General features: G+C 72.2%; 21 protein-coding genes. 9 read left to right on the top strand and 12 right to left on the bottom strand.

Annotated elements, in window-relative coordinates; all coding sequences use genetic code 11:
* Positions 1-93: 93 nt before the first annotated feature.
* From ACZ3UD_RS26705 to ACZ3UD_RS26695, 3 genes are all read right to left on the bottom strand, one after another.
* Positions 94-1,731, bottom strand: a complete 1,638-nt coding sequence (locus tag ACZ3UD_RS26705) for an alkaline phosphatase family protein (protein ID WP_465592728.1) — start codon at positions 1,729-1,731, stop codon at positions 94-96.
* A 224-nt stretch (positions 1,732-1,955) separates the two neighbouring features.
* Positions 1,956-2,375, bottom strand: coding sequence for an arsenate reductase ArsC (locus ACZ3UD_RS26700; RefSeq protein ID WP_465592725.1), 420 nt, complete (start codon positions 2,373-2,375; stop codon positions 1,956-1,958).
* A 160-nt stretch (positions 2,376-2,535) separates the two neighbouring features.
* Positions 2,536-2,829 (bottom strand): hypothetical protein, encoded by a 294-nt coding sequence (locus tag ACZ3UD_RS26695; RefSeq protein ID WP_465592722.1) that lies wholly within the window; start codon positions 2,827-2,829, stop codon positions 2,536-2,538.
* A gap of 139 nt (positions 2,830-2,968) precedes the next feature.
* Between ACZ3UD_RS26695 and holA the strand changes: the two genes are divergently transcribed.
* The gene (gene holA / locus ACZ3UD_RS26690) at positions 2,969-3,967 is read left to right on the top strand and encodes a DNA polymerase III subunit delta (protein WP_465592719.1); all 999 of its coding nucleotides are present in this window, start codon (positions 2,969-2,971) and stop codon (positions 3,965-3,967) included.
* A 322-nt stretch (positions 3,968-4,289) separates the two neighbouring features.
* Here the strand turns inward: holA and rpsT are convergent, their stop codons facing one another.
* Positions 4,290-4,559: a 30S ribosomal protein S20 gene (gene rpsT, locus ACZ3UD_RS26685; RefSeq protein WP_196951699.1), complete on the bottom strand. Its 270-nt coding sequence runs from the start codon at positions 4,557-4,559 to the stop codon at positions 4,290-4,292.
* 212 nt (positions 4,560-4,771) lie between these two features.
* Positions 4,772-5,077 carry an antibiotic biosynthesis monooxygenase family protein gene (locus ACZ3UD_RS26680; RefSeq protein ID WP_465592715.1) on the bottom strand — a complete coding sequence of 102 codons (306 nt, stop codon included), beginning with the start codon at positions 5,075-5,077 and terminating at the stop codon, positions 4,772-4,774.
* Positions 5,078-5,267: 190 nt separating this feature from the next.
* Between ACZ3UD_RS26680 and lepA the strand changes: the two genes are divergently transcribed.
* Positions 5,268-7,136 carry a translation elongation factor 4 gene (gene lepA / locus ACZ3UD_RS26675; RefSeq protein ID WP_465592712.1) on the top strand — a complete coding sequence of 623 codons (1,869 nt, stop codon included), beginning with the start codon at positions 5,268-5,270 and terminating at the stop codon, positions 7,134-7,136.
* Between the two features lie 87 nt (positions 7,137-7,223).
* Here the strand turns inward: lepA and ACZ3UD_RS26670 are convergent, their stop codons facing one another.
* The 4 genes from ACZ3UD_RS26670 to ACZ3UD_RS26655 form a co-directional block, all read right to left on the bottom strand.
* Positions 7,224-8,306, bottom strand: coding sequence for an NAD(P)/FAD-dependent oxidoreductase (locus ACZ3UD_RS26670; RefSeq protein WP_465592709.1), 1,083 nt, complete (start codon positions 8,304-8,306; stop codon positions 7,224-7,226).
* Between the two features lie 111 nt (positions 8,307-8,417).
* The gene (gene sigJ / locus ACZ3UD_RS26665; protein ID WP_465592706.1) at positions 8,418-9,323 is read right to left on the bottom strand and encodes an RNA polymerase sigma factor SigJ; all 906 of its coding nucleotides are present in this window, start codon (positions 9,321-9,323) and stop codon (positions 8,418-8,420) included.
* 100 nt (positions 9,324-9,423) lie between these two features.
* On the bottom strand, positions 9,424-11,436 hold the full coding sequence (locus ACZ3UD_RS26660) for an ABC transporter ATP-binding protein (protein WP_465592703.1): 2,013 nt from the start codon (positions 11,434-11,436) through the stop codon (positions 9,424-9,426).
* Positions 11,433-13,166 carry an ABC transporter ATP-binding protein gene (locus ACZ3UD_RS26655; protein WP_465592700.1) on the bottom strand — a complete coding sequence of 578 codons (1,734 nt, stop codon included), beginning with the start codon at positions 13,164-13,166 and terminating at the stop codon, positions 11,433-11,435. Before ACZ3UD_RS26655 ends, ACZ3UD_RS26660 begins: the two co-directional genes overlap by 4 nt.
* Before the next feature lie 345 nt (positions 13,167-13,511).
* Here ACZ3UD_RS26655 and ACZ3UD_RS26650 point away from each other — a divergent pair, with 345 nt between their 5' ends.
* The 3 genes from ACZ3UD_RS26650 to ACZ3UD_RS26640 are packed head-to-tail and all read left to right on the top strand — an operon-like array spanning position 13,512 to position 17,034.
* Positions 13,512-15,434, top strand: a complete 1,923-nt coding sequence (locus ACZ3UD_RS26650; RefSeq protein WP_465592697.1) for an AMP-dependent synthetase/ligase — start codon at positions 13,512-13,514, stop codon at positions 15,432-15,434.
* A gap of 56 nt (positions 15,435-15,490) precedes the next feature.
* Entirely contained in the window at positions 15,491-16,729 is a 1,239-nt protein-coding gene (gene hemW, locus ACZ3UD_RS26645) for a radical SAM family heme chaperone HemW (RefSeq protein WP_465592694.1), read from the top strand.
* Positions 16,730-16,770: 41 nt separating this feature from the next.
* A complete protein-coding gene (locus ACZ3UD_RS26640) occupies positions 16,771-17,034 on the top strand; it encodes a hypothetical protein (RefSeq protein WP_465592692.1) in 264 nt (87 codons plus the stop codon).
* On the opposite strand, the gene ACZ3UD_RS26635 is transcribed toward ACZ3UD_RS26640, so the two are convergent.
* The 3 genes from ACZ3UD_RS26635 to htpX are packed head-to-tail and all read right to left on the bottom strand — an operon-like array spanning position 17,015 to position 19,402.
* Positions 17,015-17,842 (bottom strand): DUF3097 domain-containing protein, encoded by an 828-nt coding sequence (locus ACZ3UD_RS26635; protein ID WP_465592689.1) that lies wholly within the window; start codon positions 17,840-17,842, stop codon positions 17,015-17,017. The two genes, ACZ3UD_RS26640 and ACZ3UD_RS26635, sit on opposite strands and share 20 nt — an antisense overlap.
* Before the next feature lie 31 nt (positions 17,843-17,873).
* On the bottom strand, positions 17,874-18,458 hold the full coding sequence (gene pspAB, locus ACZ3UD_RS26630) for a PspA-associated protein PspAB (protein WP_465592686.1): 585 nt from the start codon (positions 18,456-18,458) through the stop codon (positions 17,874-17,876).
* Positions 18,459-18,481: 23 nt separating this feature from the next.
* A complete protein-coding gene (htpX, locus tag ACZ3UD_RS26625) occupies positions 18,482-19,402 on the bottom strand; it encodes a zinc metalloprotease HtpX (RefSeq protein ID WP_465592683.1) in 921 nt (306 codons plus the stop codon).
* 272 nt (positions 19,403-19,674) lie between these two features.
* On the opposite strand from htpX, the gene hrcA reads away from it, so the two are divergent.
* The 4 genes from hrcA (at position 19,675) to ACZ3UD_RS26605 (ending at position 26,126) form a co-directional block, all read left to right on the top strand.
* Positions 19,675-20,709, top strand: coding sequence for a heat-inducible transcriptional repressor HrcA (hrcA, locus tag ACZ3UD_RS26620; protein WP_465592680.1), 1,035 nt, complete (start codon positions 19,675-19,677; stop codon positions 20,707-20,709).
* 73 nt (positions 20,710-20,782) lie between these two features.
* Entirely contained in the window at positions 20,783-21,922 is a 1,140-nt protein-coding gene (gene dnaJ / locus ACZ3UD_RS26615) for a molecular chaperone DnaJ (RefSeq protein ID WP_465592677.1), read from the top strand.
* Positions 21,923-22,023: 101 nt separating this feature from the next.
* Positions 22,024-22,773 carry a 16S rRNA (uracil(1498)-N(3))-methyltransferase gene (locus ACZ3UD_RS26610; protein ID WP_465592674.1) on the top strand — a complete coding sequence of 250 codons (750 nt, stop codon included), beginning with the start codon at positions 22,024-22,026 and terminating at the stop codon, positions 22,771-22,773.
* Positions 22,774-22,874: 101 nt separating this feature from the next.
* Entirely contained in the window at positions 22,875-26,126 is a 3,252-nt protein-coding gene (locus ACZ3UD_RS26605) for a S41 family peptidase (RefSeq protein ID WP_465592671.1), read from the top strand.
* The last annotated feature ends 145 nt before the right edge of the window (positions 26,127-26,271 follow it).

Genomic DNA, 26,271 nt, shown 5'->3' with positions numbered 1-26,271 from the left:
CTCGGGTCGGTTCTCCGGTCAGCGGGTCGACGGGCCCACCGATCCACCGATCCACCGATCCACCGATCCACCGGCCCACCGATCCACCGGTCGTCAGCGGGTCGGCAGCACCCGGGTGTGCTCCTCGCGGACAGCCTGGAGCGCGTTGGGGTTGAGGCCGAGGAGCTTCAGGACGGTCGGCGCGATCTGCTTGGTTTCGACCCTCTCGTCCTGGCGGACACCGTCCGGGGTGGCGGCGCCGGAGACGACCAGCGGCACGTTCAGGTCGTCGGCGTGGGCACCGCCGTGCTCGGCGATCTTGCTGCCGCCGGTGTAGACGACGCCGTACTGCGCGACGCCGAAGACGTCCGGCACGCGGGCGTCGCCCTGCGTGACGTGGAAGTAGTCGGCGGCCTCCTCGCCGGCGTAGATCTTCTCGACACCGCTGTGGGTGAAGGGGCGGGCCTTGCCGTTGATGTCGACACCGTTGCCGCTCTGCGCCAGCAGGTAGTTCTTGGCGAACTCGGTGGCGGCCGCGGAGCGGTCGTTCAGCCAGAGCAGCACGCCGTCGTCGTCGACCGCGTGGGCGACCAGGTCGCCGGCGCCCGGGTGGGCGGCCTTCCAGGCGGCGTTGAGGCCGTCCAGCAGCGGGCCGTCGTCGATCCGGTTGAGCGCGGTCGGGTCGATCGGGGACTGGCCGTGCTTGGCCGAGAGGATGACGGTGGTGGAGCCGTCCAGGTGCCGCTTGCGCAGCTCCTCCGTCAGCGCGCCGAGCTGCTGGTCGACGAACTCCAGGTTCTTCTCGACCAGCGGGCCGGGCACGCCCTTGGTGACGTAGCCGCCCTGGAGGCCCTGGGAGCTCTTGAGCTTCTGCGCGGTGGAGACCGACTGGAAGTTCAGGCCGAAGACGGCCGGGGTGCCGACCTGCTCCGAACGGCTGTGGTCGTAGCCGTCGATCTCGTTGAGGACGGCCTGCACCTTGTACGAGTCGTACTGCTCGGTGGCCTTGTTGTCCTTGGTCCAGTCGCCGTTGTACCCGGTCGCGTTGCTGTTGATCTCTGGGGTGAAGAGGTCCTGGATGCCCTCGCCCGAGGGGCCGTTGAGGATGTCGTAGGCGGCGTGCTTGTCCGACCACGCGGTGCGCAGACCGGCCTGGCGGGCCACCTCGAAGACGGTGTTCACCTGGAGGTAGGAGTGCGGGTAGACCGGCTTGCAGGTGTGCGGGTCGACCGGCAGCTTGGCCGGGTTGAGCAGGGTCTGCGGCCGGCCGGTCATCTGCAGGATGGAGCCGGGCAGGCCGGCGAGGCCCTGGCCGGCGTCGAGCGCGTCCTGGTTCTTGTCCAGGTCCTCGGTGAGGTCCACCTCGACACCGGGCTTGACGCCCTTGCAGTCGGTGGTGCCGGCCGGGAGCAGCGCGGCGTTGTAGGTGTCGTCGTAGTAGACGCCGGTGGTGCCCGGGCCGCCGCCGGTCAGCTGGGCGACCATGCCGGGGAAGGAGTCCGAGGGGTTGGTGGTGCTCGCGTGGGTGTACTCGACACCGCCGCGGACCAGCCGGGCCAGTGCTGACTGCGGGTGCTCGGCCACGAACCAGGCCAGGTCCGACTGGTGCAGGCCGTCGACGGAGACCAGCAGCACGTGCTTCGCGTGGGCGCCGCGGCCCTCCTCGGCGGCGGCCGCCTGGGCGACGGTGGATCCGGCCAGCACACCGGCGGCGCCGAGGGTGGCGGCCAGCCGGACATAACGACGGGTCACAGAGACTCCTGCGGAGGGGAAGTGGCTGCGGCGGTGCCGTCCTAGGTTCAGAGGGCTCGGTATACCGGCGGCGGCGGAGACATGAACAGTGCCCAACCCCTGTGCGGAGAGATCCGGGAATTCGCCGAATCTCATCAACTGGACGCCCCGCCACGGGGACTGGTGTGCATACGCAGCCAATGGAACGGCGGCGGTGGGGCCCGCGCCGGAGCGTGGCGCCAGGGTCAGGGCCGCGGGGTGATGCCGAGGTCGGTGAGGAGGTGGCGGATGCGGGATTCGATCTCGTCGCGGATCGGGCGGACGGCTTCGAGGCCCTGGCCGGCGGGGTCGGCGAGCTGCCAGTCCAGGTACCGCTTGCCGGGGAAGTACGGGCAGGCGTCGCCGCAGCCCATGGTGATCACCACGTCGGAGGTCTGGACGGCTTCGGTGGTCAGGACCTTGGGGGTTTCGGCGGAGATGTCGATGCCGGTCTCGGCCATGGCCGCGACGACGGCGGGGTTCACGGACTCGGCGGGGGCGGAGCCCGCGGATCGTACCTGCACCCGGGGGCCGCCGAGGTGGGTGAGGAAGGCGGCGGCCATCTGGGAGCGGCCGGCGTTGTGGACGCAGACGAACAGCACCGACGGAACGGCGGGAGTGCTCATGGGGAGATCCTTGGTCGAGGGCAGGGGGAGCGGGTCGGCGGCCGGGGCGCCGGCCGCCGGCCCGGCCGGCGCCCCGGCTCGGAGTCGACCGGGCCGGCCTCGCGGAGCACCTTGAGGCGGTGGGAGACGGTCGGCTGGGAGGCGTCGAAGGGGCCGCCGGTCAGGCCTCCTCGCGCCAGCCCTCGTAGGAGGTGGCGAGGGTGTCGAGGGCGTGGAGCAGGGCGGGGGTCCAGCCGTCGGCAGGGGGGTCGAGGACGACGAGCCACTGGGCGTCCTCGGCGTCGTCCTCGCCGGCCAGGGCGTCGCGGACGATCTCCAGCTCGCCGAGGTCCGGGAGGTCGGCGCGGAGTTCCTCGGCGGCCTCGTCGGCGGCGTCGCGGTCGGGCAGGACGAGCAGCTGGCGGACGAAGGGGTCGTTGACGTCCGGGAGGTCGGTGGTGTGGTTCTCGGTCACCGGGCCATTGTCCAGGTCGGGCAGGGCGGTCGGTCGGCCCGGGTGGCCGGTCGGTCGGTCGTGTGGCCGGTCGTGTGGCCGGTCGTGTGGCTGGTCGGGCGGCCTGGAGTGTCCGCGGCGCGTGGGATGCTGGTAGGCGATGGCCAGGAAGAGTGCACCCGACGACCTGCTCGCCCCGCTGACCCTCGCGGTCGGCCAGGAGGAGCTGCTGCTGGACCGCGCGGTCGCCCAGGTGGTGGCCGCGGCGAAGGCGGCGGACCCGGACACCGATGTACGGGACCTGCCGCCCGGCGGGCTGCAGCCCGGCAGCCTGGCCGAGCTGACCACGCCGTCGTTGTTCGCCGAGCGCAAGGTGATCGTGATCCGGGCCGCCCAGGACCTCTCCGCCGACTCGGTGAAGGAGGTCAAGGCGTACATCGAGGCCCCGGCCGAAGAAGTGATCATGGTGCTGGTGCACGCCGGCGGCGCCAAGGGCAAGGGCCTGCTGGACGCCGGCCGCAAGGCGGGCGGGCGCGAGGTGGCCTGCGCCAAGCTGGCCAAGGCGAGCGAGCGGTTGGCCTTCGTCAAGGGCGAGTTCCGCACGCTGGGCCGCTCCGCGACCCCGGAGGCCTGCCAGGCGCTGCTGGACGCGCTCGGCAGTGACCTGCGCGAGCTGGCGGCCGCGTGCAGCCAGTTGACCTCGGACGTCGAGGGCACGATCGACGAGACGGTGGTGGCCCGCTACTACAGCGGCCGGGCCGAGGCGACCGGCTTCGAGGTGGCTGACCTGGCCGTCACCGGCCGGGCCGAGGAGGCGCTGGAGCGGCTGCGCTGGGCGCTGGCCGTCGGGCAGCCGCCGACCGGCATCACCTACGCGCTGGCCTCCGGCGTGCGCAGCATCGGGCGGCTGGCGACCACCGGGCGGAACATGCGTCCGGCCGATCTGGCCCGCGAGTTGGGCATGCCGCCGTGGAAGGTCGACCGGGTCCGCCAGCAGATGCGCGGCTGGACCGGTGACGCGGTGGCCACCGCGCTGACCGCGATCGCCCAGGCCGACGCCGCCGTCAAGGGCGGCTCGGACGACCCGGCCTACGCCCTGGAGCGCGCGGTGGTCGCCGTCGCCAGGGCCGCCCGGGCCGGCTCCCGCCCGGCGTACTGAGCAGCTCCGGCTGTGCGCGGATCGCGTGCAGTCCGTCCCGGGCGACGGACTGCACAGCCGACCTCGGCACCTCGGCACCTCGCCCCTGAGGGGCCCGGGTAGATCTGCGCCCCGCCGTCGTCGGCCAAGACACGCAGAACGCGACAGGCGCCGCAGTCGGCCTCTGGGGAAGAGACCGGCTGCGGCGCCTGTCGTACAGCTGGTGTGCACCGCACCCGCGTGGCGAACGCAGGCCGCGTGCGGTGCGAGTATCGCGCGCCTCGGGGTTCCGGGTAGAGGGCCGGGTCGTCCGAGGCGGTGGGGGCCGGAGCCCCCGGGGGCGTCAGGCCTGGGCGGCCGCGTTGACGCGCTTGGTGATGGCCGACTTCTTGTTGGCGGCCTGGTTGGCGTGGATGACGCCCTTGCTCACGGCCTTGTCCAGCGCCTTGGAGGCGGCGCGGGCCAGCACGACGGCCTTCTCGGTCTCGCCGGCGGCAGCGGCCTCACGGGCCTTGCGCAGAGCGGTCTTCAGCGAGGACTTGACGGCCTTGTTGCGCAGGCGCGCCTTCTCGTTGGTCTTGTTGCGCTTGATCTGGGACTTGATGTTCGCCACGAAGGAGCCTCAGTCTTGTCTAAAAGGATTGAACGGGCTGCACGCAGCGGCCGTCGGTCCAGCTGAGAGGGCATGCCGAGGCCAGGTGCAGCAGCCCACGCTACCAGGGGCCCGCCGCCCGCCCCAAACCGGACCGGCTGCGGGACCGCGCGGGACTGGACGCTGTACCGGATGCGGGGCCGGGCGCGGGACCGCGGGTTCCCCCGGACGGGTCAGGCGCTCAGCACCGGCTCCCCGTAGTGCTCGACCTCCGGGAACGGCCGGTAGAACCGGTGCAGCAGTTCCCGCCACCGCTGGTACTCGGCCGAGCCGCGGAACCCCTCGGTGTGGTCGGCGAGCGTCTCCCACTCCACCTGGAGCAGGAAGCGCGAGCCGCGTCCCTCGTCGAGGCAGCGGCGAAGTTCCAGGGAGCGGAAGCCCCGCTGGACGGCGATCAGCGGACGGGCCTCGGCGAAGGCGGCGAGGAACTCCTCCTCCCGGCCGGGCAGGACGTCGAGCAGTGCGCTTTCCAGGATCATGAACGGCCATCCTGCCGCCTCACGGGCGTGCGGCGGAAGGCTCCGAGGTGCCCGAACGACGTCCGGTGCCGCGGTCGTGGGAAGATGGGAGGAACTATTTCGATCGGACGAGACTGTCCGGTCCCCGGGATAGCCGGTCAGCGATGATCGGGACACCCCCGGCCCCGGACCAACGGAGAATCGGACCAAGGTGCCCGCGACCCCCAGCAATGTGCCAGAGCCCAGCCGTACCGACCCGGCGCTGATCCGCAACTTCTGCATCATCGCCCACATCGACCACGGCAAGTCGACGCTCGCAGACCGGATGCTGCAGATCACCGGCGTCGTCGACCCGCGGCAGATGCGCGCCCAGTACCTCGACCGCATGGACATCGAGCGCGAGCGCGGCATCACCATCAAGTCGCAGGCGGTCCGCCTTCCGTGGGCCCCGAAGACCGGGCCGGACGCCGGGACGACTCACATCCTCAACATGATCGACACCCCGGGCCACGTGGACTTCACGTACGAGGTGTCCCGCTCCCTGGCGGCCTGCGAGGGCACCATCCTGGTGGTCGACGCGGCCCAGGGCATCGAGGCACAGACCCTCGCCAACCTGTACCTGGCGCTGGAGAACGACCTCACGATCGTCCCGGTGCTGAACAAGATCGACCTGCCGGCCGCCCAGCCGGAGAAGTACGCCGCCGAGATCGCCCACATCATCGGCTGCGACCCCTCCGACGTGCTCCAGGTCAGCGCGAAGACCGGCCTCGGCGTCGAGGACCTGCTGGACCACATCGTCAACACGATCCCGGCCCCGGTCGGCGTCGCGGACGCCCCGGCCCGCGCGATGATCTTCGACTCGGTGTACGACGCCTACCGCGGTGTGGTCACCTACGTCCGTGTCGTGGACGGCCAGCTCACCAAGCGCGAGCGCATCCAGATGATGTCCACCGGCGCCACCCACGAGCTGCTGGAGATCGGTGTCATCTCGCCGGAGCCGAAGGTCGCCGACGGCCTCGGCGTCGGCGAGGTGGGCTACATCATCACCGGTGTGAAGGACGTCCGGCAGTCCAAGGTCGGTGACACGATCACCTCGCAGCACAAGGGCGCCACCGAGCCGCTCGGCGGCTACAAGGACCCGCGCCCGATGGTGTTCTCCGGCCTCTACCCGCTGGACGGCTCGGACTACCCGCTGCTGCGCGACGCCCTGGACAAGCTGCGCCTCAACGACGCTGCCCTGGTGTACGAGCCGGAGACCTCGGTCGCGCTGGGCTTCGGCTACCGCTGCGGCTTCCTCGGCCTGCTGCACCTGGAGATCATCCGGGAGCGCCTGGAGCGCGAGTTCAATCTCGACCTGATCTCCACCGCCCCGAACGTGATCTACCGGGTGGTGATGGAGGACGGCAGCGAGCACACCGTCACCAACCCGAGCGAGTTCCCCTCCGGCAAGATCGCGGACGTCTTCGAGCCGGTCGTGCGCGGCACCATCCTGGCGCCGAACGAGTTCGTCGGCGCGATCATGGAGCTCTGCCAGTCCCGTCGCGGCAGCCTGCAGGGCATGGACTACCTGTCCGAGGACCGGGTCGAGCTGCGCTACACCCTGCCGCTCGCGGAGATCGTCTTCGACTTCTTCGACCAGCTGAAGTCCAAGACCCGCGGCTACGCCTCGCTCGACTACGAGCCCATCGGCGAGCAGAGCGCCAACCTGGTCAAGGTCGACATCCTGCTGCACGGCGACGCGGTGGACGCGTTCTCCGCGATCGTGCACAAGGACAAGGCCTACGGCTACGGCGTGATGATGGCCGGCAAGCTGCAGAAGCTCATCCCCCGCCAGCAGTTCGAGGTGCCGATCCAGGCCGCCATCGGCTCCCGGGTGATCGCCCGCGAGACGGTCCGCGCGATCCGCAAGGACGTCCTCGCCAAGTGCTACGGCGGTGACATCTCCCGCAAGCGGAAGCTGCTGGAGAAGCAGAAGGAAGGCAAGAAGCGGATGAAGATGGTCGGCAGCGTGGAGGTCCCGCAGGAGGCCTTCATCGCCGCGCTGTCCACCGACGCCGAGACGCCGAAGGACAAGAAGTAGCGGCGAGCGGCACCAGGAGGGCCCGGGCACCCGCCCGGGCCCTTCCGCGTTCCCGCAGGACGCCGTTCGCGTAGGACGCCCCGCTGGCTACTTGAGCGCGTTGAGGACGACGCTGACGATCCCGGCCTTGGCCAGCCGCCCTGCGGTGCCGGTGAAGACGGTGGGCTTCATCGAGTCGTCCGGGTGGACCAGCTGCAGCAGCCCGTCCCGCCGGCCGAGGCTCAGGCACTGCACGACGTACTTGAACGAGAACGGCTTCGAGGTGCGCCCGTCGAGCAGCTTGCCGACGTACTGGCCCTGCGGCAGCGCGGTGGCGCAGCCCATCCGCAGGGTGCCGACGCCGGGGACGGTGACCGCGGCGGCGTCGCCGACCACGTGGACGTCCGGGTGCGAGAGCGACCGCAGGTGGTCGTCGACCAGGGCCCGGCCGTGCTCGTCCACGGCCAGTCCGGCCTCGGCCGCCAGCGGGTGCGGTTCCATCGAGGCCGCCCACACGGTGAGGTCGGCCCCGATCGGGCCGGCGGTGGTGCGCAGCCCGTCCGGGGTGACCTCGGTGACGGTGGCGTTGTCGTGGACGGCGACGCCGAGCCGGTCGAGGACGCGCCGGATGTGGGTGCGGCCCTTGGGCGAGTAGGTGCCGCCGACCTGCCCGGCCGCGACGATCCGCACCCGCCGCTCGGGGTGGGCCTCGGCGAGTTCGGTGGCCAGTTCGATGCCGGTGGCGCCGCCGCCGACGACGGCCAGGGTGCCGGGGCGGTCGGCCCCGCGGATCAGGCGCCGCACCTCGGCGGCGCGCTCCACGGGGTGGGCGTGCTCGGCGGCGCCGGGGACGCCGTGCCAGGCGGTGCGGCTGCCGAGGGCGTAGACCAGGGTGTCGTAGTCGAGGGTGGTGCCGTCGTCCAGGACGACCTCGTGTCCGGCCGGGTCGACGTCGACGGCCCGGGCCCGGCGGTGATCGATCCGGCGGCCGCGGGCCAGTTCGCCGATGGCGGGCCAGTCGCGGCCGCGGCCGGCCGCGGTCTCGTGCTGGCGGATGCGGTGCAGGAGCCGCTCCTCGGGGGCGACCAGGGTGACGGTGTGGTGCCGTCCGGCGCCCTTGGCCGCGGCGAGTCCGGCGTACCCGGCGCCCAGTACGACGATCCGCTTGCCGGTGCTGGTGGTGCTGCTCATCTCGTCCGCCTCCTCGCGAGGTCGCTCCGGTGGAGCGCTGTTCGGGAGGGGGACGACGCGGCCGGTCAGGATGTGACGGTGATCTGCGTCACGGGTTCGCGGGGGTCCGTGTCAGGGTGCCGTGACCGGGCTGATCCGAGTGAGCTTCTCGGGGTTGACCACGACGTACGCCTCGGTGATCCGCCCGTCGGTCAGGGCGAAGGCCACCACGCCGGTGACGGTGCCGGTGGCCTTCTCGTACCAGAGCAGGCCCGGCTCGCCGTTGACCGTCGCGTAGCCGAGACCGAACTCGGGGGTGAACCACTTGTCTACCAGGCCGGCCACCAGCCGGGCCACCTTGTCGGCGCCGCGCACCGGGCGGGCGGCGGCGCGGACGATGCCGCCGCCGTCGGCGTGCCAGACCACGTCCGGGTCGAGGACCTCCATCAGGCCCAGGATGTCGCCCTCGGTGCAGGCGGAGGCGAACGCCTCGACGGCCCGGCGGTGCTCGGCCGGGTCGGCGCCGTCGCAGTGCCCGCCGCCGTCCTTGACCCGGCGGCGGGCCCGGGAGGCGAGCTGGCGGGTGGCGTCGGGGGTGCGGTCCAGGCAGGCGGCGATGTCCTCGAAACCGACCGCGAACACGTCGTGCAGTACGAGGGCGGCCCGCTCGGCCGGGCTGAGCTGCTCCAGGACGGCGAGCAGGGCGAGCGAGACGGACTCTCCGCGTTCGGCCAGCTCGGCGGGGGAGTCGGGGACGCTCGCGTAGGAGACGGACGGCTCCGGCAGCCACTCGCCGTAGTAGGCCTCGCGGCGGGCCTGGGCGGAACCGAGCTGGTCGTAGCAGAGCCGGGTGACCACGGTGGTGAGGAAGGCGCGCGGGTCGGCGACGGCGGCGCGGTCGGCGGCCTGCCAGCGCAGCCAGGCGTCCTGGAGGACGTCCTCGGCGTCGGTGAAGGAGCCGAGCAGCCGGTAGGCGACCGAGCCCAGGTAGCGGCGGTTCGTCTCGAAGGCGTCGGGGGCTGCGGGCTGGGCGGTCACGGGGGTCACGGTAGCGAACGCCGCCGCCCTCTGCGAAGACCTGGGCGCGCGAAGGGCCGGGACGGGTGAGTCCCGTCCCGGCCCCTCACATGAGGACGCGTCAGCCGACCTCGGTCACGGCCTCCGCGAACTGCGCCTGGTACAGCCGGGCGTACGCGCCGCCGGCGGAGATCAGCTCGTCGTGCGAGCCCTGCTCCACGATCGAGCCGTTCTCCATCACCAGGATCACGTCGGCGTCCCGGATGGTGGAGAGCCGGTGGGCGATCACGAAGCTGGTGCGGCCGGTGCGCAGCCGGGCCATGGCCCGCTGGATCAGTACCTCGGTACGGGTGTCGACCGAGCTGGTCGCCTCGTCCAGGATCAGGATGGACGGCTGGGCGAGGAACGCCCGGGCGATGGTGATCAGCTGCTTCTCGCCCGCGCTGACGCCGGTGCCCTCGTCGTCGAGGACGGTGTCGTAGCCGTCCGGCAGGGTGCGGACGAAGCGGTCGACGTGGGTGGCCTTGGCGGCCTCGACGACCTGCTCACGGGTGGCGCCCTGGGCGCCGTAGGCGATGTTGTCGGCGATGGTGCCGCCGAACAGCCAGGTGTCCTGGAGCACCATGCCGATGCCCGAGCGCAGGTCCTCGCGGGACATCGCGGCGATGTCCACCCCGTCCAGGGTGATCCGCCCGCCGCTGACCTCGTAGAACCGCATCAGCAGGTTGACCATGGTGGTCTTGCCGGCGCCGGTGGGGCCGACGATGGCCACGGTCTGGCCGGGCTCGACCTTGAGTGAGAGGTCCTCGATGAGCGGCTTGTCCGGGTCGTAGCGGAAGGACACGTCATGGAAGGCGACCCGGCCGCGGACCGCGTCCGGCTTCTCGGGCATGGCCGGCTCGGGGCTCTGCTCGGGGGCGTCCAGCAGCTCGAAGACGCGCTCGGCGGAGGCGACCCCGGACTGCACCAGGTTGGCGATGCTGGCGACCTGGGTGAGCGGCTGGCTGAACTGCCGGGAGTACTGGATGAAGGCCTGCACGTCGCCGATGGACAGCGAGCCGCTGGCCACCCGCAGACCGCCGACGACCGCGACCAGTACGTACTGCAGGTTGCCGATCAGCATCATCGCGGGCTGGGTGATCCCGGAGATGAACTGGGCCCGGAAGCTGGACTGGAAGAGCGCCTCGTTGTGCTCGCGGAAGGTCTCGGTGGACTCGTGCTGCCGGCCGAACACCTTGACCAGGGTGTGGCCGGTGTACATCTCCTCGATGTGGGCGTTGAGTTGGCCGGTGGACCGCCACTGCTGGACGAACTGCGGCCGGGCCCGCTTGCCGACCTTGGCGGCGACGACCACCGACAGCGGCACCGAGACCAGCGCGATCACGGCGAGCAGCGGGGAGATCCAGAACATCATCGCCAGCACACCGACCACGGTGAGCAGCGAGTTGACCACCTGTCCCATGGTCTGCTGCATGGACTGGCCGATGTTGTCGATGTCGTTGGTGACCCGGCTGAGCACCTCGCCGCGCGGCTGCTTGTCGAAGTAACTCAGCGGCAGCCGGGCCAGTTTGGCCTCGACGTCCTGGCGCAGCCGGTAGCCGGCCGACTGGATCGCCTTGGTGGCCAGGCGGCCCTGGATGATGCCGAGGACGGCGGAGGCGACGTAGATGCCGAGCACCCAGAGCAGGATGGAGCCGATGGCGCCGAAGTCCATGCCGTGGCCGGGGGTGAAGTCGACGGCGGAGAGCAGGTCGGCGACGCCGCCCTCGCCGTGGGCGCGCAGCCCGGCGATGACCTCGGTCTTGGAGGTGCCGGGCTGGAAGCGGGCGCCGACGACGCCGGCGAAGATCAGGTCGGTGGCCTCGCCGAGGATCTTGGGGCCGATGACGGCGCAGCCGATGCCGACCACGCCGAGCAGCAGGACGCCGATCAGCAGGGTGCGCTCGGGGCGCAGCAGGCCGAGCACGCGCTTGCCGGAGCCCTTGAAGTCCATGGACTTCTCGGCGCCCTGGCCGCCCATGAAGCGACCCGGTCCGGCCGGGCCGCGGCGGGCGGCGGCGGCCTGCGAGTCGCTGGGGAGTCTGTCCTCCGGCTTGCCCGAGGGCTTCCCGGCGGGCTTTCCTGGGCTGGTCATGCCGCCTCCTGCTCGGTGAGCTGGGAGAGCACGATCTCCCGGTACGTCGGGTTGTCGGCCATCAGTTCACGATGGGTGCCGGCGCCGACGACCGCGCCCTCGTCGAGGACGATGATCCGGTCGGCGTCGCGGATGGTGGACACGCGCTGGGCGACGATCAGGACGGTGGCGTCGGCGGTCTCGTGGGCGAGGGCCTTGCGCAGCTTGGCGTCGGTGGCGTAGTCGAGCGCGGAGAAGGAGTCGTCGAAGAGGTAGACGACGGGCTTGCGCACCAGCGCGCGGGCGATGGCCAGGCGCTGGCGCTGACCGCCGGAGATGTTGGTGCCGCCCTGGGCGATCGGGGCGTCCAGGCCCTCGGCCAGCTTCTCGACGAACTCCTTGGCCTGGGCGATCTCCAGGGCGTGCCAGAGCTCCTCGTCGGTGGCGTCGGGACGGCCGTAGCGCAGGTTGCTGGCGACGGTGCCGGAGAACAGGTAGGGCTTCTGCGGGACGATGCCGACGCTCTCGGCGATCGCCTCGGGGGCGAGGTCGCGCACGTCCACGCCGTCCAGCAGGACCTGCCCGCCGGTGGCGTCGAAGAGCCGGGGGACGAGGCCGAGCAGGGTGGACTTGCCGCTGCCGGTGGAGCCGATGATGGCGGTGGTCTCGCCGGGGCGGGCGGTGAGGTCGATGCCGCGCAGCACCGAGGCCTCGGCACCGGGGTAGCGGAAGTCGACGTCGCGCAGTTCCAGGTTGCCGCGGCGCAGCACCTCGGTGATCGGCGCGGACGGCGGGATGACGCTGGAGCTGGTGCCGAGGACCTCTTCGATGCGCTCGGCGCAGACCTCGGCGCGGGGCACCATCATGAACATGAAGGTGGCCATCATGACGCTCATCAGGATCTGCATCAGGTAGGAGAGGAAGGCGGTCAGCGCGCCGATCTCCATGTCGTGGCTGTCGATGCGGTGGGCGCCGAACCAGAGCACCGCGACGCTGGAGAGGTTCACGACCAGCATCACGGCCGGGAACATCACGGACATCAGTCGGCCGACGTGCCGGGCGACCTGGGTGAGGTCCTCGTTGGCGGTGGCGAAGCGGGCCTGCTCGTGGTCGTCCTTGACGAAGGCGCGGATCACCCGGATGCCGGTGATCTGCTCGCGCAGCACCCGGTTCACGGTGTCGATCTTCTTCTGCATGCTGCGGAACTTGGGCCGCAGCGCGCGGACCAGCAATGTGACGACGATGCCGAGCGCGGGGACGACGGCGAGCAGCAGGCCGGACAGCGGGACGTCCTGGTTGAGCGCCATGGTGATGCCGCCGACGCACATGATCGGCGCGGCCACCATCAGGAGGAAGCTCGTCAGGGCCAGCATCTGGACCTGCTGGACGTCGTTGGTGGTGCGGGTGATCAGGGAGGGCGCGCCGAACTCGCCGACCTCGCGGGCGGAGAAGCTCTGCACCCGGTCGAAGACGGCGGCCCGGAGGTCCCGGCCGAAGGCCATCGCCGTGCGGGCGCCGAAGTAGACGGCGCTGATCGAGCAGAGGGCCTGGACCAGGGTGACGCCGATCATCACCGCGCCCACGCGCATGATGTAGCCGGTGTCTCCCTTGACCACGCCGCTGTCGATGATGTCGGCATTGAGCGTCGGCAGGTAGAGCGCCGCGAGGGTGGACACCAGCTGGAGTACCACCAGCAAGGTGATCGGTCGGGAATATGGGCGCAGGTACGCCCGGAGGAGTCTGATCAGCACGGGCACACTCTTGTCGTCGCCGGTCGGGTTCGCATCCCAATTCTCGTGGTTCTGTGGCGTCGCACAGACGATTCGGGGGCTGTCCGGCTGAGGTTTGCCGGGCCTTTGCCAAGCCCTCCCACGGATCCGGGTGCGGACGGGCCGTCCGCGGGCCCCGCGCCCGGGCACCGGCGCCGCGACGCCGTGCCAGCTGGATCCTCCCCCTTACGGAATGACCGATTTCCCCCTAGGCTGCTGACTACGCCCTTGTTACCAGCCGGTACCGCTCAGGTGAACCGGGGCCCGGCGACCGCCCCCACGGGCGCCGCAATCCCTCAGACGGCCACCCGCCCCCGGAGGTCCTCGTTGAGTTCCGCGCAGTCCCTGATCGACTCCGGCAGTGCCGACATCGTCGCCGGGCGTCCCGCCTCCGTCGCCCACCTGTTCCTGGAGCGCGTCGCCGCCACCCCGAACGCCGAGGCCTACCGCTACCCCGCTCCGGTGGACGAGCACGCCGCGGACGGCGCCCCGGGCGCCGAGCAGTGGCGCTCGCTGACCTGGGCGCAGACCGCCGTACGGGTCAAGGCGGTGGCGGCCGGCCTGATGGCGCTCGGCATCCAGGCGGAGGACCGGGTCGCGCTGGCCTCCTCCACCCGGCTCGACTGGATCATCGCCGACCTCGGGGCCATGTGCGCGGGCGCCGCCATCACCACGGTCTACCCCAGCACCAACGCCGACGAGACCGCGTTCATCCTCTCCAACTCCGGCTCCAAGGCGCTGTTCGCCGAGAACGCCGCCCAGCTGGCCAAGGCCGTCGAGCAGATCGAGCACCTGCCCGAGCTGCGCACCGTCATCCTCTTCGACGCCCCCGAGGAGACCCCCGCGACGGCCGGGCTGGAACTGCTCACCCTCGCCGAGCTGGAGCAGCGCGGCGCGGAGTACCTGGAGCAGCACCCGGACGCGATCGAGAAGGCCGTGGCCGCGCTCGACAAGGAGCAGCTGGCCACCCTCATCTACACCTCCGGTACCACCGGCCGCCCCAAGGGCGTGCGCCTGGTGCACGACTGCTGGGCGTACGAGGGCCGGGCACAGGAGGCCAGCGGGCTGCTGCGCTCCGACGACGTCCAGTTCATGTGGCTGCCGCTGTCGCACGTGTTCGGCAAGACGCTGATCTCGGGGCAGATCGCCACCGGCCACGTGATGGCGGTGGACGGCCGGGTCGACCGGATCGTCCACAACCTGCCGGTCATCCGGCCGACCGTGATGGCCTCCGCGCCGCGCATCTTCGAGAAGGTCTACAACGGCATCGCCGGCCGGGCCCGGGCCGAGGGCGGCGCCAAGTACAAGATCTTCATGTGGGCCGCCAAGGTGGCCCGCGAGCATGCCCGGGCGGTCCAGGAGAGCCGGGTCGCCACCGGCGTCGGCAGCGCCCCGCTGGCCCTGCGGGTGCAGCACTCGCTGGCCGACAAGCTGGTGTACGCCAAGATCCGGGCGGCCTTCGGCGGCCGGCTGCGCGGGGCCGTCTCCGGCAGCGCGGCGCTCGCTCCCGAGATCGGCTACTTCTTCCTCGGCGCCGGGGTGCCGATCCTGGAGGGCTACGGCCTCTCCGAGACCAGCGCCGGCTCCTGCGTCAACCGCGAGGAGGACGTACGGATCGGCACGGTGGGCCGCGCGCTGCCCGGCACCGAGGTGCGGATCGCCGAGGACGGCGAGATCCTGCTGCGCGGCCCCGGCGTGATGCGCGGCTACCACAACCTGCCGGACAAGACCGCCGAAGTCCTGGAGCCGGACGGCTGGTTCCACACCGAGGACATCGGCGAGCTGAGCGCCGACGGCTTCCTGCGGATCACCGACCGCAAGAAGGACCTGTTCAAGACCTCCGGCGGCAAGTACGTGGCGCCCAGCGAGGTCGAGGGCAAGTTCAAGGCGGTCTGCCCGTTCGTCAGCAACATCCTGGTGATCGGCAACGGCCGCAACTTCTGCACCGCGCTGATCGGCCTGGACGAGTCGGTGCTGATGCCGTGGGCCGCCGAGCACGGCCTGGCCGGCCGGACCTACGCCGAGCTGGCCGGGGAGCCGGCCGTGCGCCAGCTGATCGAGGGCTTCGTGAAGCGGGTCAACGCCGACCTCCAGCGCTGGCAGACGATCAAGAAGTTCCACCTGCTGCCGCGCGACCTCGACATCGAGCACGGCGAGCTCACCCCGAGCCTGAAGATCAAGCGCCCGGTGGTCGAGCAGACCTACGCCGACGCGGTGGCCGCGATGTACGCGGGCGCCAACGAGGCCTGAGCCCGGCTCCCGTACGGTCCGCGCGGGGTTCGCCGGCCGTACGGGACAATGGGGTCATGCCCTCCGCACTCCCCGACGGCGAACCGGTGCCGTCCGACGGTTCTCTGCCCGCGCACGCCCTCACCGGGCTGGGGCAACGGCCGTTCGGCTTCTACCTGCACGTGCCGTACTGCGCCAGCCGCTGTGGCTACTGCGACTTCAACACCTACACGGCCACCGAGCTGCGTGCCCAGGCTGGGCGTGGGGCCGCTGCCACGCAGGAGACCTACGCCGACAACGTGGTCGCCGAGATCCGGCTGGCCCGGAAGGTGCTGGGGGATACGGACCTCCCGGTGCGGACCGTCTTCCTCGGCGGCGGCACCCCGACCCTGCTGCCGGCCCGCGACCTGGTGAAGATGCTCGCCGCGCTGCGCGAGGAGTTCGGGCTCGCCCCGGACGCCGAGGTCACCACCGAGGCCAACCCGGAGTCCGTCGACCCGGCGTACCTGGCCGAGCTGCGCGAGGGCGGCTACAACCGGATCTCCTTCGGCATGCAGAGCGCCCGCCCGCACGTCCTCCAGCTGCTCGACCGCCACCACACCCCGGGCCGCCCCGAGGCCTGCGTGGCCGAGGCCCGCGCGGCCGGTTTCGAGCACGTCAACCTCGACCTGATCTACGGCACCCCCGGCGAGTCCGACGACGACTGGCGGGCCTCCCTGGACGCGGCGATCGGCGCCGGACCGGACCACGTCTCCGCGTACTCCCTGATCGTCGAGGAGGGCACCCGGCTGGCCGCCCGGGTCAAGCGCGGCGAACTGCCGATGATCGACGACGACGTGCACGCCGACCGCTACCTCATCGCCGAGCAGGCGCTCAGTGCGGCCGGCTACTCCTGGTACGAGGTCTCCAACTGGGCCACCACCCCCGAGGGCCGCTGCCGCCACAACGAGCTCTACTGGACCGGCGCCGACTGGTGGGGCGCCGGCCCCGGCGCCCACAGCCATGTCGGCGGCGTCCGCTGGTGGAACGCCAAGCACCCCGCCGCCTACGCCCAGTCCCTCACCGAGGGCCGCACCCCGGCGCTGGGCCGCGAACTCCTGTCGGATGAGGACCGCCGGGTCGAGCGCATCCTGCTGGAACTGCGCCTGGTCGACGGCGTCCCGCTGGACCTGCTGACCGACACCGGCCGCAAGGCCGCCGTCCGGGCCCTGGCCGCCGGCCTCCTCGCCCCGGGGCCGTACCAGGCGGGCCGCGCCGCCCTCACCCTCCAGGGGCGGTTGCTGGCGGACGCGGTCGTGCGTGACCTGGTGGACTGACATCCGTTGACGTGGGTGTCAGCCGCCGGAGGGAGCGTGCGATGACCGCCATCGATGATCGGATGACCGGGATCTTCGAGAACCTGGAGGTGCCGGAAGGCGTCAAGGCCGAGCTCATCCGGGGGGAAATCGTGATGACGGCGGGGCCTGACATGGTCCACAACCTCATCGTCCTGGCGATTCAGCAGCAGCTTCCGGGCGGTTGGGGATCCCCGGCCAGGCCAGCGAACCCCAGCCCGGCCTCGTCGTCTTCGAACGCGGGGCGGTCGATACGTCTGACCTACCTCACTCCGGCAGGGTCGTGAAGTCGATCAGCTCCTCGACCCGTCCGAGTAGCTCGGGCTCCAGGTCCCTGTAGCTGTTCACCTTCGACAGGATGTGCTTCCAGGCGGCCGGGGTGTCCACCGGCCAGCCGAGGCGGCGGCAGGTGCCCTCCTTCCAGTCCTCTCCCCTGGGGACGGCAGGCCACGCCGGGATGCCGACGCTGGACGGCTTCACGGCCTGCCAGACGTCGATGTAGGGGTGGCCGACGACCAGCACCGAGTCGCCGGTGACCTGGGCGGCGATGCGGTGTTCCTTGGTGCCGGGGAGCAGGTGGTCGACCAGGACGCCGAGGCGGCGGCCGGGACCGGGGGCGAAGTCGGCGACGATCGCCGGGAGGTCGTCGATGCCGCGCAGGTATTCGACGACGACGCCCTCGATGCGCAGGTCGTCACCCCAGACGCGTTCGACCAGTTCGGCGTCGTGCCGGCCCTCGACGTAGATGCGGGACTCGCGGGCGACCCGGGCGCGGGCGCCGGGGACGGCGATCGAGCCGGAGGCGGTGCGGCCGGGCGCGCGGGCGGGCGCCGGGCCGGTGGGGCGGACCAGGGTGACGACCTTGCCCTCCAGCAGGAAGCCGCGCGGGACCAGGGGGAAGACCCGGTGCTTGCCGAAGCGGTCCTCCAGGGTGACGGTGAACCCCTCGGCGGTCTTCTCGCAGCGCACCACCGCCCCGCAGAAGCCGGTGGCGGCCTCCTCGACCACCAGGTCCCGTTCGGCGGGCACCTCCGGTGCGGGGGTCTGCTTCTTCCACGGCGGGGTGAGGTCGGGTCCGTACTGGCGGCTGCGCATACGGGTGATCATAGGGATGGCGGACGGACCGTCAGAGGCCCGGCGCGCCCCAGACCGGGAACCAGCGGCTCAGGTCCTTCTCCAGCCGCAGGTCGTTCCCCAGCATCGCGTTGACCTGCAGCTCCAGCGGACTGTTGCGCCGCTCCCCGCCACCGGGCATCGGGGCGAAGGGATAGAAGCTGCCGCGCTTGTAGAGGTAGACCAGGGCCAGCGACTGCCCCTGCCCGTTCCGGAAGCAGACCAGCGAGCAGAGCAACTGCGGCCCGAAGCCGTTCGCCTCCAGCTCGCTGTTGACCGCGTGCAGGTCGTTCACCAGCTCCGGCAGCTCCCCGGGCTGGTGCCGGGCGAGCAGCCAGGAGTAGCCGTAGCCGTCCTTGGAGGCCTCCACCGGTACGCCGCCGCGCTCGGTGTCGGCGTCCAGCAGCGCCCGGACCTGCTGCTCGACCTGGACGAAGGCCGCGCCCTCGACGGCCGCGAAGCAGACCGAGCCGAGCCCGGTGGGGAGGAACCCGGCCCCGGCCTCCAGGGTGAGCGCGGCGGACGGCACGCCGAACAGCTGGTCGAGGTCGGGCTTGACGGGCTTGCTGCGGCCGAACAGGGCGTCCAGGAATCCCACGGTGGTCCTTTCCTCAACGGGAATCAGCGGCCGAGCTGCTCGGAGATCTTCGCCAGCTGCGCCAGCCGCTTCTCCAGCGTCGGGTGGGTGGAGAGCAGCTGGGAGGCGGTCTCCCGGGCGCTGAGCGCGGGGGCGAAGTAGAAGGCGTTGTACGGCTGCGACTTGCGCAGGTCCTCGGTGGGGATGGCCGCGATCTGCCCGGTCACCTTGGTCAGGGCCGAGGCCAGGGCGCTGGGCCGGCCGGTGAGCTGCGCGGCGGCCCGGTCGGCGGCCAGCTCGCGGTAGCGGGAGAGCAGCCGGGTGAGCAGGAAGCTGATCGCGTAGACGACCATCGACACCAGGGGGATGATCAGCGCCGCGATGGCCGCGTTCTGGTCGTTGTTGTTGCGCCCGCCGCCCATAAACCCGCCGTACATGGCGACCCGGGTCATCGCCCCGGCGAGCACGCCGAGGAAGCCGGCGATGGTCATCACCGCGACGTCCCGGTGGGCGACGTGCGACAGCTCGTGCGCCAGGACGCCTTCCAGCTCCTCGGGTTCGAGCCGGCGCAGCAGGCCGGTGGTGACGCAGACCACGGCGTTCTGCGGGTTGCGGCCGGTGGCGAAGGCGTTCGGCATGTCGTTGTCGGCGACCGCCACGCGGGGCTTGGGCATGTCGGCCAGGGCACAGAGCCGGTCGATGGTGCCGTGCAGCTGGGGGTACTGCTCCTCGGTCACCTGGCGGGCGCCCATCGCCCGTTCGGTGATCTTGTCGCTGAACCAGAACTGGGCCACGAACAGCCCGCCGGAGATCAGCACGATCAGCGGCCAGGCCCCGCGCAGCAGCGCGATCAGCAGGCCCGTGAAACCGACGTACAGCAGCCCGATCACGAACATCGTCGCGACCATGCGGCTGGTCAGGCCGCGGTCGGGCGCGAAACGGGTGTGCTGGCCCGAGCTCGACATCTCTTGCTCCTCCGTTCGCCGTCGCTTTCGATGCTGCCACCCGGACGGCCCCAGGGCACCACCCCCGCGCCGCGAGTTGCGGCGGAAGGGGCCGTGCCCTGGGACTGCGGGCAGGATCACTCCGGCCGGGCCGTTCCTGGGACAGGACCCGGGCCTTACACTGGCAGATACGGTTTTGGCACTCGTGTGCGCAGAGTGCCAGGGTCGGGGTCCTCCCGGAGCGGCCCGCAGCATCACAGACGGACAACGTGCGAAGACGGAGGTGCGTGCCCATGGCCGGTGAGGTCCGCCAACTGGACGACCGCAAGCTCGCCGTTCTGCGTGCCATCGTCCAGGACTACGTGGGCACCGAGGAGCCGGTCGGCTCCAAGGCCCTCGTGGAGCGGCACAACCTCGGAGTCTCCCCGGCGACCGTGCGCAACGACATGGCGGCGCTGGAGGAGGAGGGCTACATCCACCAGCCGCACACCAGCGCCGGGCGCATCCCCACCGACAAGGGCTACCGGCTGTTCGTCGACAAGCTCGCCGAGGTCAAGCCGATGAGCGCCCCGGAGCGCCGGGCGATCCGGCACTTCCTGGACGGCGCCGTCGACCTGGACGACGTGGTCGCCCGCACGGTGCGGCTGCTCGCCCAGCTGACCCGGCAGGTCGCCGTGGTGCAGTACCCCTCGCTGACCCGCTCCACCGTCCGGCACATCGAGCTGGTGGCGCTGGCCCCGGCGAAGGTGATGCTGGTCCTGATCACCAACACCGGCCGGGTCGAGCAGCGGATGGTCGACTGCCCGGGCACGGTCGGCGAGACGGTCCTGGCGGACCTGCGGGCGCGGATCAACGTCCGGGCCGCCGGCCAGCGGCTGCCGGACGTCCCGGCGCTGCTGGAGGAGCTGCCGGCCACGTTCGAGCAGATCGACCGGCCGACCGTCAGTACGGTCCTGGCGACCCTGTTCGAGGCGCTGGCCGAGCAGAACGTGGAGCGGATCATGCTGGCCGGCACGGCCAACCTGACGCGTTTCGGCCACGACTTCCCGCTCACCATCCAGCCGGTCCTGGAGGCCCTGGAGGAGCAGGTCGTCCTGCTCCGCCTCCTGGGTGAGACCGGGGACGCCGGAATGACGGTCCGGATCGGGCGGGAGATTGCGTACGAAGGGCTGAATTCCACCTCGGTGGTGTCGGTCGGCTACGGTTCGGGCGACGAGAGCGTGGCCAAACTCGGTGTGATCGGTCCGACCCGGATGGACTACCCGGGCACAATGGGGGCGGTGCGGGCGGTGGCACGGTACGTGGGGCAGATCCTGGCCGAGTCGTAGCAAGCAACCGCTGTTAGATGTCTAACGGCGGTGTCCAGTCGCACTACTACAGGCGGAACAAGCGGAGCATTTGGTGGCCACGGACTACTACGCGGTACTCGGCGTCCGACGGGATGCGGGGCAGGACGAGATCAAGAAGGCGTTCCGGCGCCTGGCACGCGAACTGCACCCGGACGTCAACCCGGACCCGAAGACGCAGGAGCGGTTCAAGGAGATCAACGCCGCTTACGAGGTGCTCTCCGATCCGCAGAAGCGCCAGGTCTACGACCTCGGCGGTGACCCGCTCTCACCGGGCGGCGGGGGCGCGGGCGGCTTCGGCGCCGGCGCGGCGGGCTTCGGCTTCTCCGACATCATGGACGCCTTCTTCGGCGCCGCGGCCGGCCAGCGCGGCCCGCGCTCGCGCACCCGCCGCGGCCAGGACGCCATGATCCGGCTGGAGATCACCCTGGAGGAGGCCGCCTTCGGCGCCACCAAGGAACTCCAGGTCGACACCGCCGTCACCTGCACCACCTGCAACGGCGAGGGCGCGGCCCCCGGCACCTCCGCGCAGACCTGCGACATGTGCCGCGGCAAGGGCGAGGTCTCCCAGGTCACCCGCTCCTTCCTGGGGCAGGTCATGACCTCCCGCCCCTGCCCGCAGTGCCAGGGCTTCGGCACCGTCGTGCCGACCCCGTGCCCCGAGTGCGCCGGCGACGGCCGGGTCCGCGCCCGCCGCACCCTGACCGTCAAGATCCCGGCCGGTGTCGACAACGGCACCCGGATCCAGCTGGCCGGCGAGGGCGAGGTCGGCCCCGGCGGCGGCCCGGCCGGCGACCTGTACGTCGAGATCGCCGAGACCACCCACAGCGTCTTCCAGCGGCGCGGGGACGACCTGCACTGCACCGTCACCATCCCGATGACGGCCGCCGCGCTCGGCACCCAGGTGCCGCTGCAGACCCTAGACGGGCTGGAGGAGGTCGACATCCGGCCCGGCACCCAGTCCGGCCAGTCGATCCCGCTGCACGGCCGGGGCATCACCCACCTGCGCGGGGGCGGCCGGGGCGACCTGATAGTGCACGTCGAGGTTCAGACGCCCACCAAGCTCGACGCCGAGCAGGAGGAACTGCTGCGCCGGCTCGCCATACTGCGCGGCGAGGAGCGCCCGTCCGGCCAGTTCGCGCCGGGCCAGCAGGGCCTGTTCTCGCGTCTGAAGGACGCCTTCAACGGCCGGTAAGCCGTCCGGGAGGGGGTGCCGGGTTCAGGTCCCGAGAGACAGGTCCTGACCCGGCACCCCCTTCGCGTTCCCGTTCCGCCCACCCTCCGGAGGACCACCCCATGACCGCCCCCGTCTTCGTCGTCGAGACCGAGCGGATCGCCGCCGCCGCGCCCGGGGCGCTGGTGCGCCTGGACGGGGCGGAGGGGCGGCACGCGGCCGCGGTGAAGCGGCTGGCGGCCGGTGAGGCGGTGACCCTGGCGGACGGGCTGGGGCTCGGGGTGGACGGGGTGGTCGCCGAGGTGTTCGGCAAGGACGCGATCGACGTCACGGTGGCCGCCGTGCGCCGGGAGCCGGAGCCGGCGCCGCGGATCGTCGTCGTCCAGGCGCTGCCCAAGGGCGACCGCGGCGAGCTGGCCGTGGAGACCATGACCGAGGTCGGCGTGGACGTGGTGGTCCCCTGGGCGGCCTCGCGCTGCATCACCCAGTGGAAGGGCGAGCGCGGAGCCAAGGCGCTCGCCAAGTGGCGGGCCACCGCCCGGGAGGCGGGCAAGCAGTCCCGCCGGCTGCGCTTCCCCGAGGTACGCGAGCCGATGACCACCAGGCAGCTGGCCCCGCTGCTGGCGCGGGCCTCCTTCGCCGCCGTGCTGCACGAGGAGGGTGCCGAGCCGCTGGCGCACGCCGCGCTGCCCGGGGCGGGGGACATCGTGCTGGTGGTCGGCCCGGAGGGCGGCGTCTCCCCGGAGGAGCTGGCCGCCTTCGCCGAGGCGGGCGCGAAGCCGTACCGGCTGGGCCCGTCGGTGCTGCGCACCTCCACCGCCGGGGTGGCCGCCGGGGCGCTGCTGCTGGGGCGCACCGGCCGCTGGTCGTGACGCCCGCTGGTCGTGACGCCCGCTGGTCGTAGCCCCCGCACGCCCTCGGGGACTTGCCGAAAACGGAGCGGCTCGTACCCGTACCTGCCTACGCTGGCCGAGTGACGGACTCCCTGAGCACCTCTGCGGGCGCCTATCTGCGCCATCCCCATCTGCACGGTGACCTGGTCACCTTCGTCGCCGAGGACGACGTCTGGCTGGCCCCGCTGGACGGCGGGCGGGCCTGGCGGCTGACGGCCGATCACCTTCCGGTGCACCACCCCCGGTTCTCGCCGGACGGGCGGCACATCGCCTTCTCCTCCACCCGGGACGGCGCCCCCGAGGTGCACGTGGTGCCGGTGGACGGCGGGCCGTCCCGGCGGCTCACCCACTGGGGCAGCGAGCAGACCCGGGTGCAGGGCTGGACGGCCGACGGCCGCCCGATCGCCACCACCAGCGCCGGCGAGGCCAGCGTGCGCCGCAGCTGGGCGCACGCGGTGCCGCTGGACGGCGGCGAGCCGGTGCGGCTGCCGTACGGGCCGGTCGGCGGGCTCGCCTTCGAGCCGGACGGGGACCGCGTGCTGCTGGTCACCGTCAACAACCGCGAGCCGGCCTGGTGGAAGCGCTACCGGGGCGGCCGGGCCGGCAAGTTGTGGCTGGGGCAGGACCAGTTCACCCGCGTGCACGAGGAGTTGGACGGGCAGCTCGACTCCCCGCTGTGGGTGGCCGGTTCGCTGCAAAGCAGTCGGATCGCCTTCCTGTCCGACCACGAGGGTGTCGGCGAGCTGTGGTCCAGCCGCCCGGACGGCTCCGACCTGCGCCGCCACACCGGTGACCCGGACGGCTTCTACGCCCGCAACGCCACCACCGACGGCACCAGGGTGGTCCTCCACCGGGCCGGCGACCTCTGGCTGCTGGACGACCTGGACGGCGCCGAGCCGCGCCGCCTGGACATCCGGCTGGCCGGCCCGCGCACCGGCCGCCGGCCCCGCCCGGTGCACACCGCGCACTGGCTGGAGTCCGTCGCGCCCGACCGCACCGGCCGGGCCGGCGCCGTGGTGGTGCGCGGCGGCGTGCACTGGCTGACCCACCGCGAGGGCCCGGCCCGGGTGCTGGACGAGACCCCGGGCGTGCGCGCGCGGCTGGCCCGGGTGGTGCCGGGTGAGGACGGCGGCCAGGGCGTGCTGTGGGTGTCCGACGCCGAGGGCGAGGACGCCTTGGAGTACGCCCCGGCCGTCCATGGCGCCGAGCGGCGCCGGCTGGCCGCCGGGCGGCTCGGCCGGGTCAACTCGTTGGTGGTCTCCCCGGACGGCAAGCAGGCCGCGCTCGGCGTGCACGACGGCCGGGTGCTGCTGGTGGCGCTGGCCGACGGAGCCGTGCACGAGCTGGAGCGCAGCACCGACGGCGAGGTCAGCGGACTGGCGTTCAGCCCGGACTCGGCCTGGCTGGCCTGGTCCCGCCCGGTGCACGGGGTGGGGCCGTACTCGCTGCGCCAGATCGTGCTGGCCGACCTGGCCACCCGCACCGTCAGCGAGATCACCCAGCAGCGCTTCATCGACACCTCGCCCGCGTTCACCGCGGACGGCCGCTACCTGGCCTTCCTGTCGGTGCGCAACTTCGACCCGGTCTACGACGCGCATGTCTTCGACCTGTCCTTCCCGAACGGCTGCCGTCCGTACCTGATCACGCTGGCCGCCGACACGCCGTCCCCGTTCGGGCCGCAGCGGGCCGGGCGGCCGCTCGGCGGGGAGGAGGACGAGCCCGGCCCGCGCAAGGCGGACGGTGAGGAGGGCGCGGCCTCGGCCGCGCCGGCGACCAGGGTGGACCTGGACGGCATCGCCGACCGGATCGTCCCGTTCCCGGTCGAGGGCGGCCGGTTCCACACGCTGTGCGCCGCCAAGGACGGCGTGCTGTGGACCAGGGTGCCGCTGCTCGGCGAACTCGGCGACGAGGCGGCCTCCCTGGACGACGAGCGGCCCCGCCCGGTGCTGGAGCGCTTCGACCTCAGGAAGCGCCGCGCCGAGCAACTGGTGCATGGCGTCGACGGGTTCGCGGTCAGCGGGGACGGCACCCGGGTGGCCGTGCTGGACGAGGACGAGCTGCGGATCGTCCCGGCCGACCACAAGGCGGGCGGCGAGGACGACGAGACCACCGTCGACCTCGCCCGGCTGCGGGTGAGCGTCGACCCGGCCGCCGAGTGGCGGCAGATGTACGCCGAGAACGGCCGGCTGATGCGGGACAACTTCTGGCGCCCCGACCTCGGCGGCGTGGACTGGGCCGGGGTGCTGGAGCGTTACCGGCCGCTGGTCGAGCGGGTCGGCTCGCACGACGAACTGGTCGACCTGCTCTGGGAGGTGCACGGCGAACTCGGCACCTCGCACGCCTACGTGATCCCGTACGGCCGCTACACCGAGCCGGCCCGGCGCCAGGGCCTGCTCGGCGCCGACCTGGTGAAGGACGGCGACCAGTGGCGGATCGCCCGGATCCTGCCCGGCGAGTCCTCCGACCCGAGGGCCCGCTCGCCGCTGGCCGCGCCCGGCGCCGCGGTCCGCCCGGGCGACGCGGTGCTCGCCGTCAACGGCCGCCCGGTGGACCCGGTCACCGGCCCGGCGCCGCTGCTGGCCGGCACCGCCGGGCAGCCGGTCGAGCTGACCGTGGCCGGCAAGGACGGCACCGGCCAGCGCCACCCGGTGGTCGTCCCGCTCGCCGACGAGGAGGCGCTGCGCTACCACGACTGGGTGGCCGGGCGGCGGGCCGCGACGCGCGAGCTGTCCGGCGGCCGGCTCGGCTACCTGCACATCCCGGACATGCAGACGGCCGGCTGGGCCCAGCTGCACCGGGACCTGAGCACCGAGATGGCCAGGGAGGGCGTGATCGTCGACGTCCGGGACAACCGGGGCGGCCACACCTCGCAGCTGGTGATCGAGAAGCTGGCCCGCCGGATCGTCGGCTGGAACGTCATCCGGGACACCGACCACCCGGTGCCCTACCCGATGGACGCCCCACGCGGGCCGGTGGTCGCGCTCGCCAACGAGCTCTCCGGCTCGGACGGCGACATCGTCAACGCCGCCATCCAGGCGCTCGGGATCGGCCCGGTGGTCGGCACCCGCACCTGGGGCGGGGTGATCGGCATCGACAGCCAGTACCGGCTGGTCGACGGCACCCTGGTCACCCAGCCCAAGTACGCGTACTGGCTGGAGAACTACGGCTGGGGCGTGGAGAACCACGGCGTCGATCCGGACGTCGAGGTGCCGTTCGCCCCGCACCACTGGGCGGCCGGCGAGGACCCGCAGCTGGCCGAGGGCGTGCGGATCGCCCTCGCGGCGCTGGCCGAGACCCCGGCCCGTACCGGGCCGCCGCTGCCCTGGGCGTAGCTCGTGAGGGTTCGGCGCGGGGGGGGGGGGGGGGGGCCCCCCCCCCCCCCGGGCCGGGGGGGTTGTGGGGGGGGTCGTTTTGGGGAAATTTTTAGTAAACAAAACCGCGGGCGCAATTCCGAAGGCGATACACCCCCACACAAAC

This window comes from Kitasatospora sp. NPDC023118 (assembly GCF_055560875.1).
The sequence above is the reverse complement of the archived record's forward strand: the minus strand, read 5'-3'. Positions and strand labels throughout refer to the sequence as shown.

Coding starts and splice junctions, on each gene's coding strand:
- ACZ3UD_RS26700 (WP_465592725.1), bottom strand. CDS start 2,375: ATGAGCACTCCCGCCGTTCCGTCGGTGCTGTTCGTCTGCGTCCACAAC.
- holA (WP_465592719.1), top strand. CDS start 2,969: ATGGCCAGGAAGAGTGCACCCGACGACCTGCTCGCCCCGCTGACCCTC.
- ACZ3UD_RS26680 (WP_465592715.1), bottom strand. CDS start 5,077: ATGATCCTGGAAAGCGCACTGCTCGACGTCCTGCCCGGCCGGGAGGAG.
- ACZ3UD_RS26670 (WP_465592709.1), bottom strand. CDS start 8,306: ATGAGCAGCACCACCAGCACCGGCAAGCGGATCGTCGTACTGGGCGCC.
- ACZ3UD_RS26660 (WP_465592703.1), bottom strand. CDS start 11,436: ATGACCAGCCCAGGAAAGCCCGCCGGGAAGCCCTCGGGCAAGCCGGAG.
- hemW (WP_465592694.1), top strand. CDS start 15,491: ATGCCCTCCGCACTCCCCGACGGCGAACCGGTGCCGTCCGACGGTTCT.
- ACZ3UD_RS26640 (WP_465592692.1), top strand. CDS start 16,771: ATGACCGCCATCGATGATCGGATGACCGGGATCTTCGAGAACCTGGAG.
- ACZ3UD_RS26635 (WP_465592689.1), bottom strand. CDS start 17,842: ATGCGCAGCCGCCAGTACGGACCCGACCTCACCCCGCCGTGGAAGAAG.
- htpX (WP_465592683.1), bottom strand. CDS start 19,402: ATGTCGAGCTCGGGCCAGCACACCCGTTTCGCGCCCGACCGCGGCCTG.
- hrcA (WP_465592680.1), top strand. CDS start 19,675: ATGGCCGGTGAGGTCCGCCAACTGGACGACCGCAAGCTCGCCGTTCTG.
- ACZ3UD_RS26610 (WP_465592674.1), top strand. CDS start 22,024: ATGACCGCCCCCGTCTTCGTCGTCGAGACCGAGCGGATCGCCGCCGCC.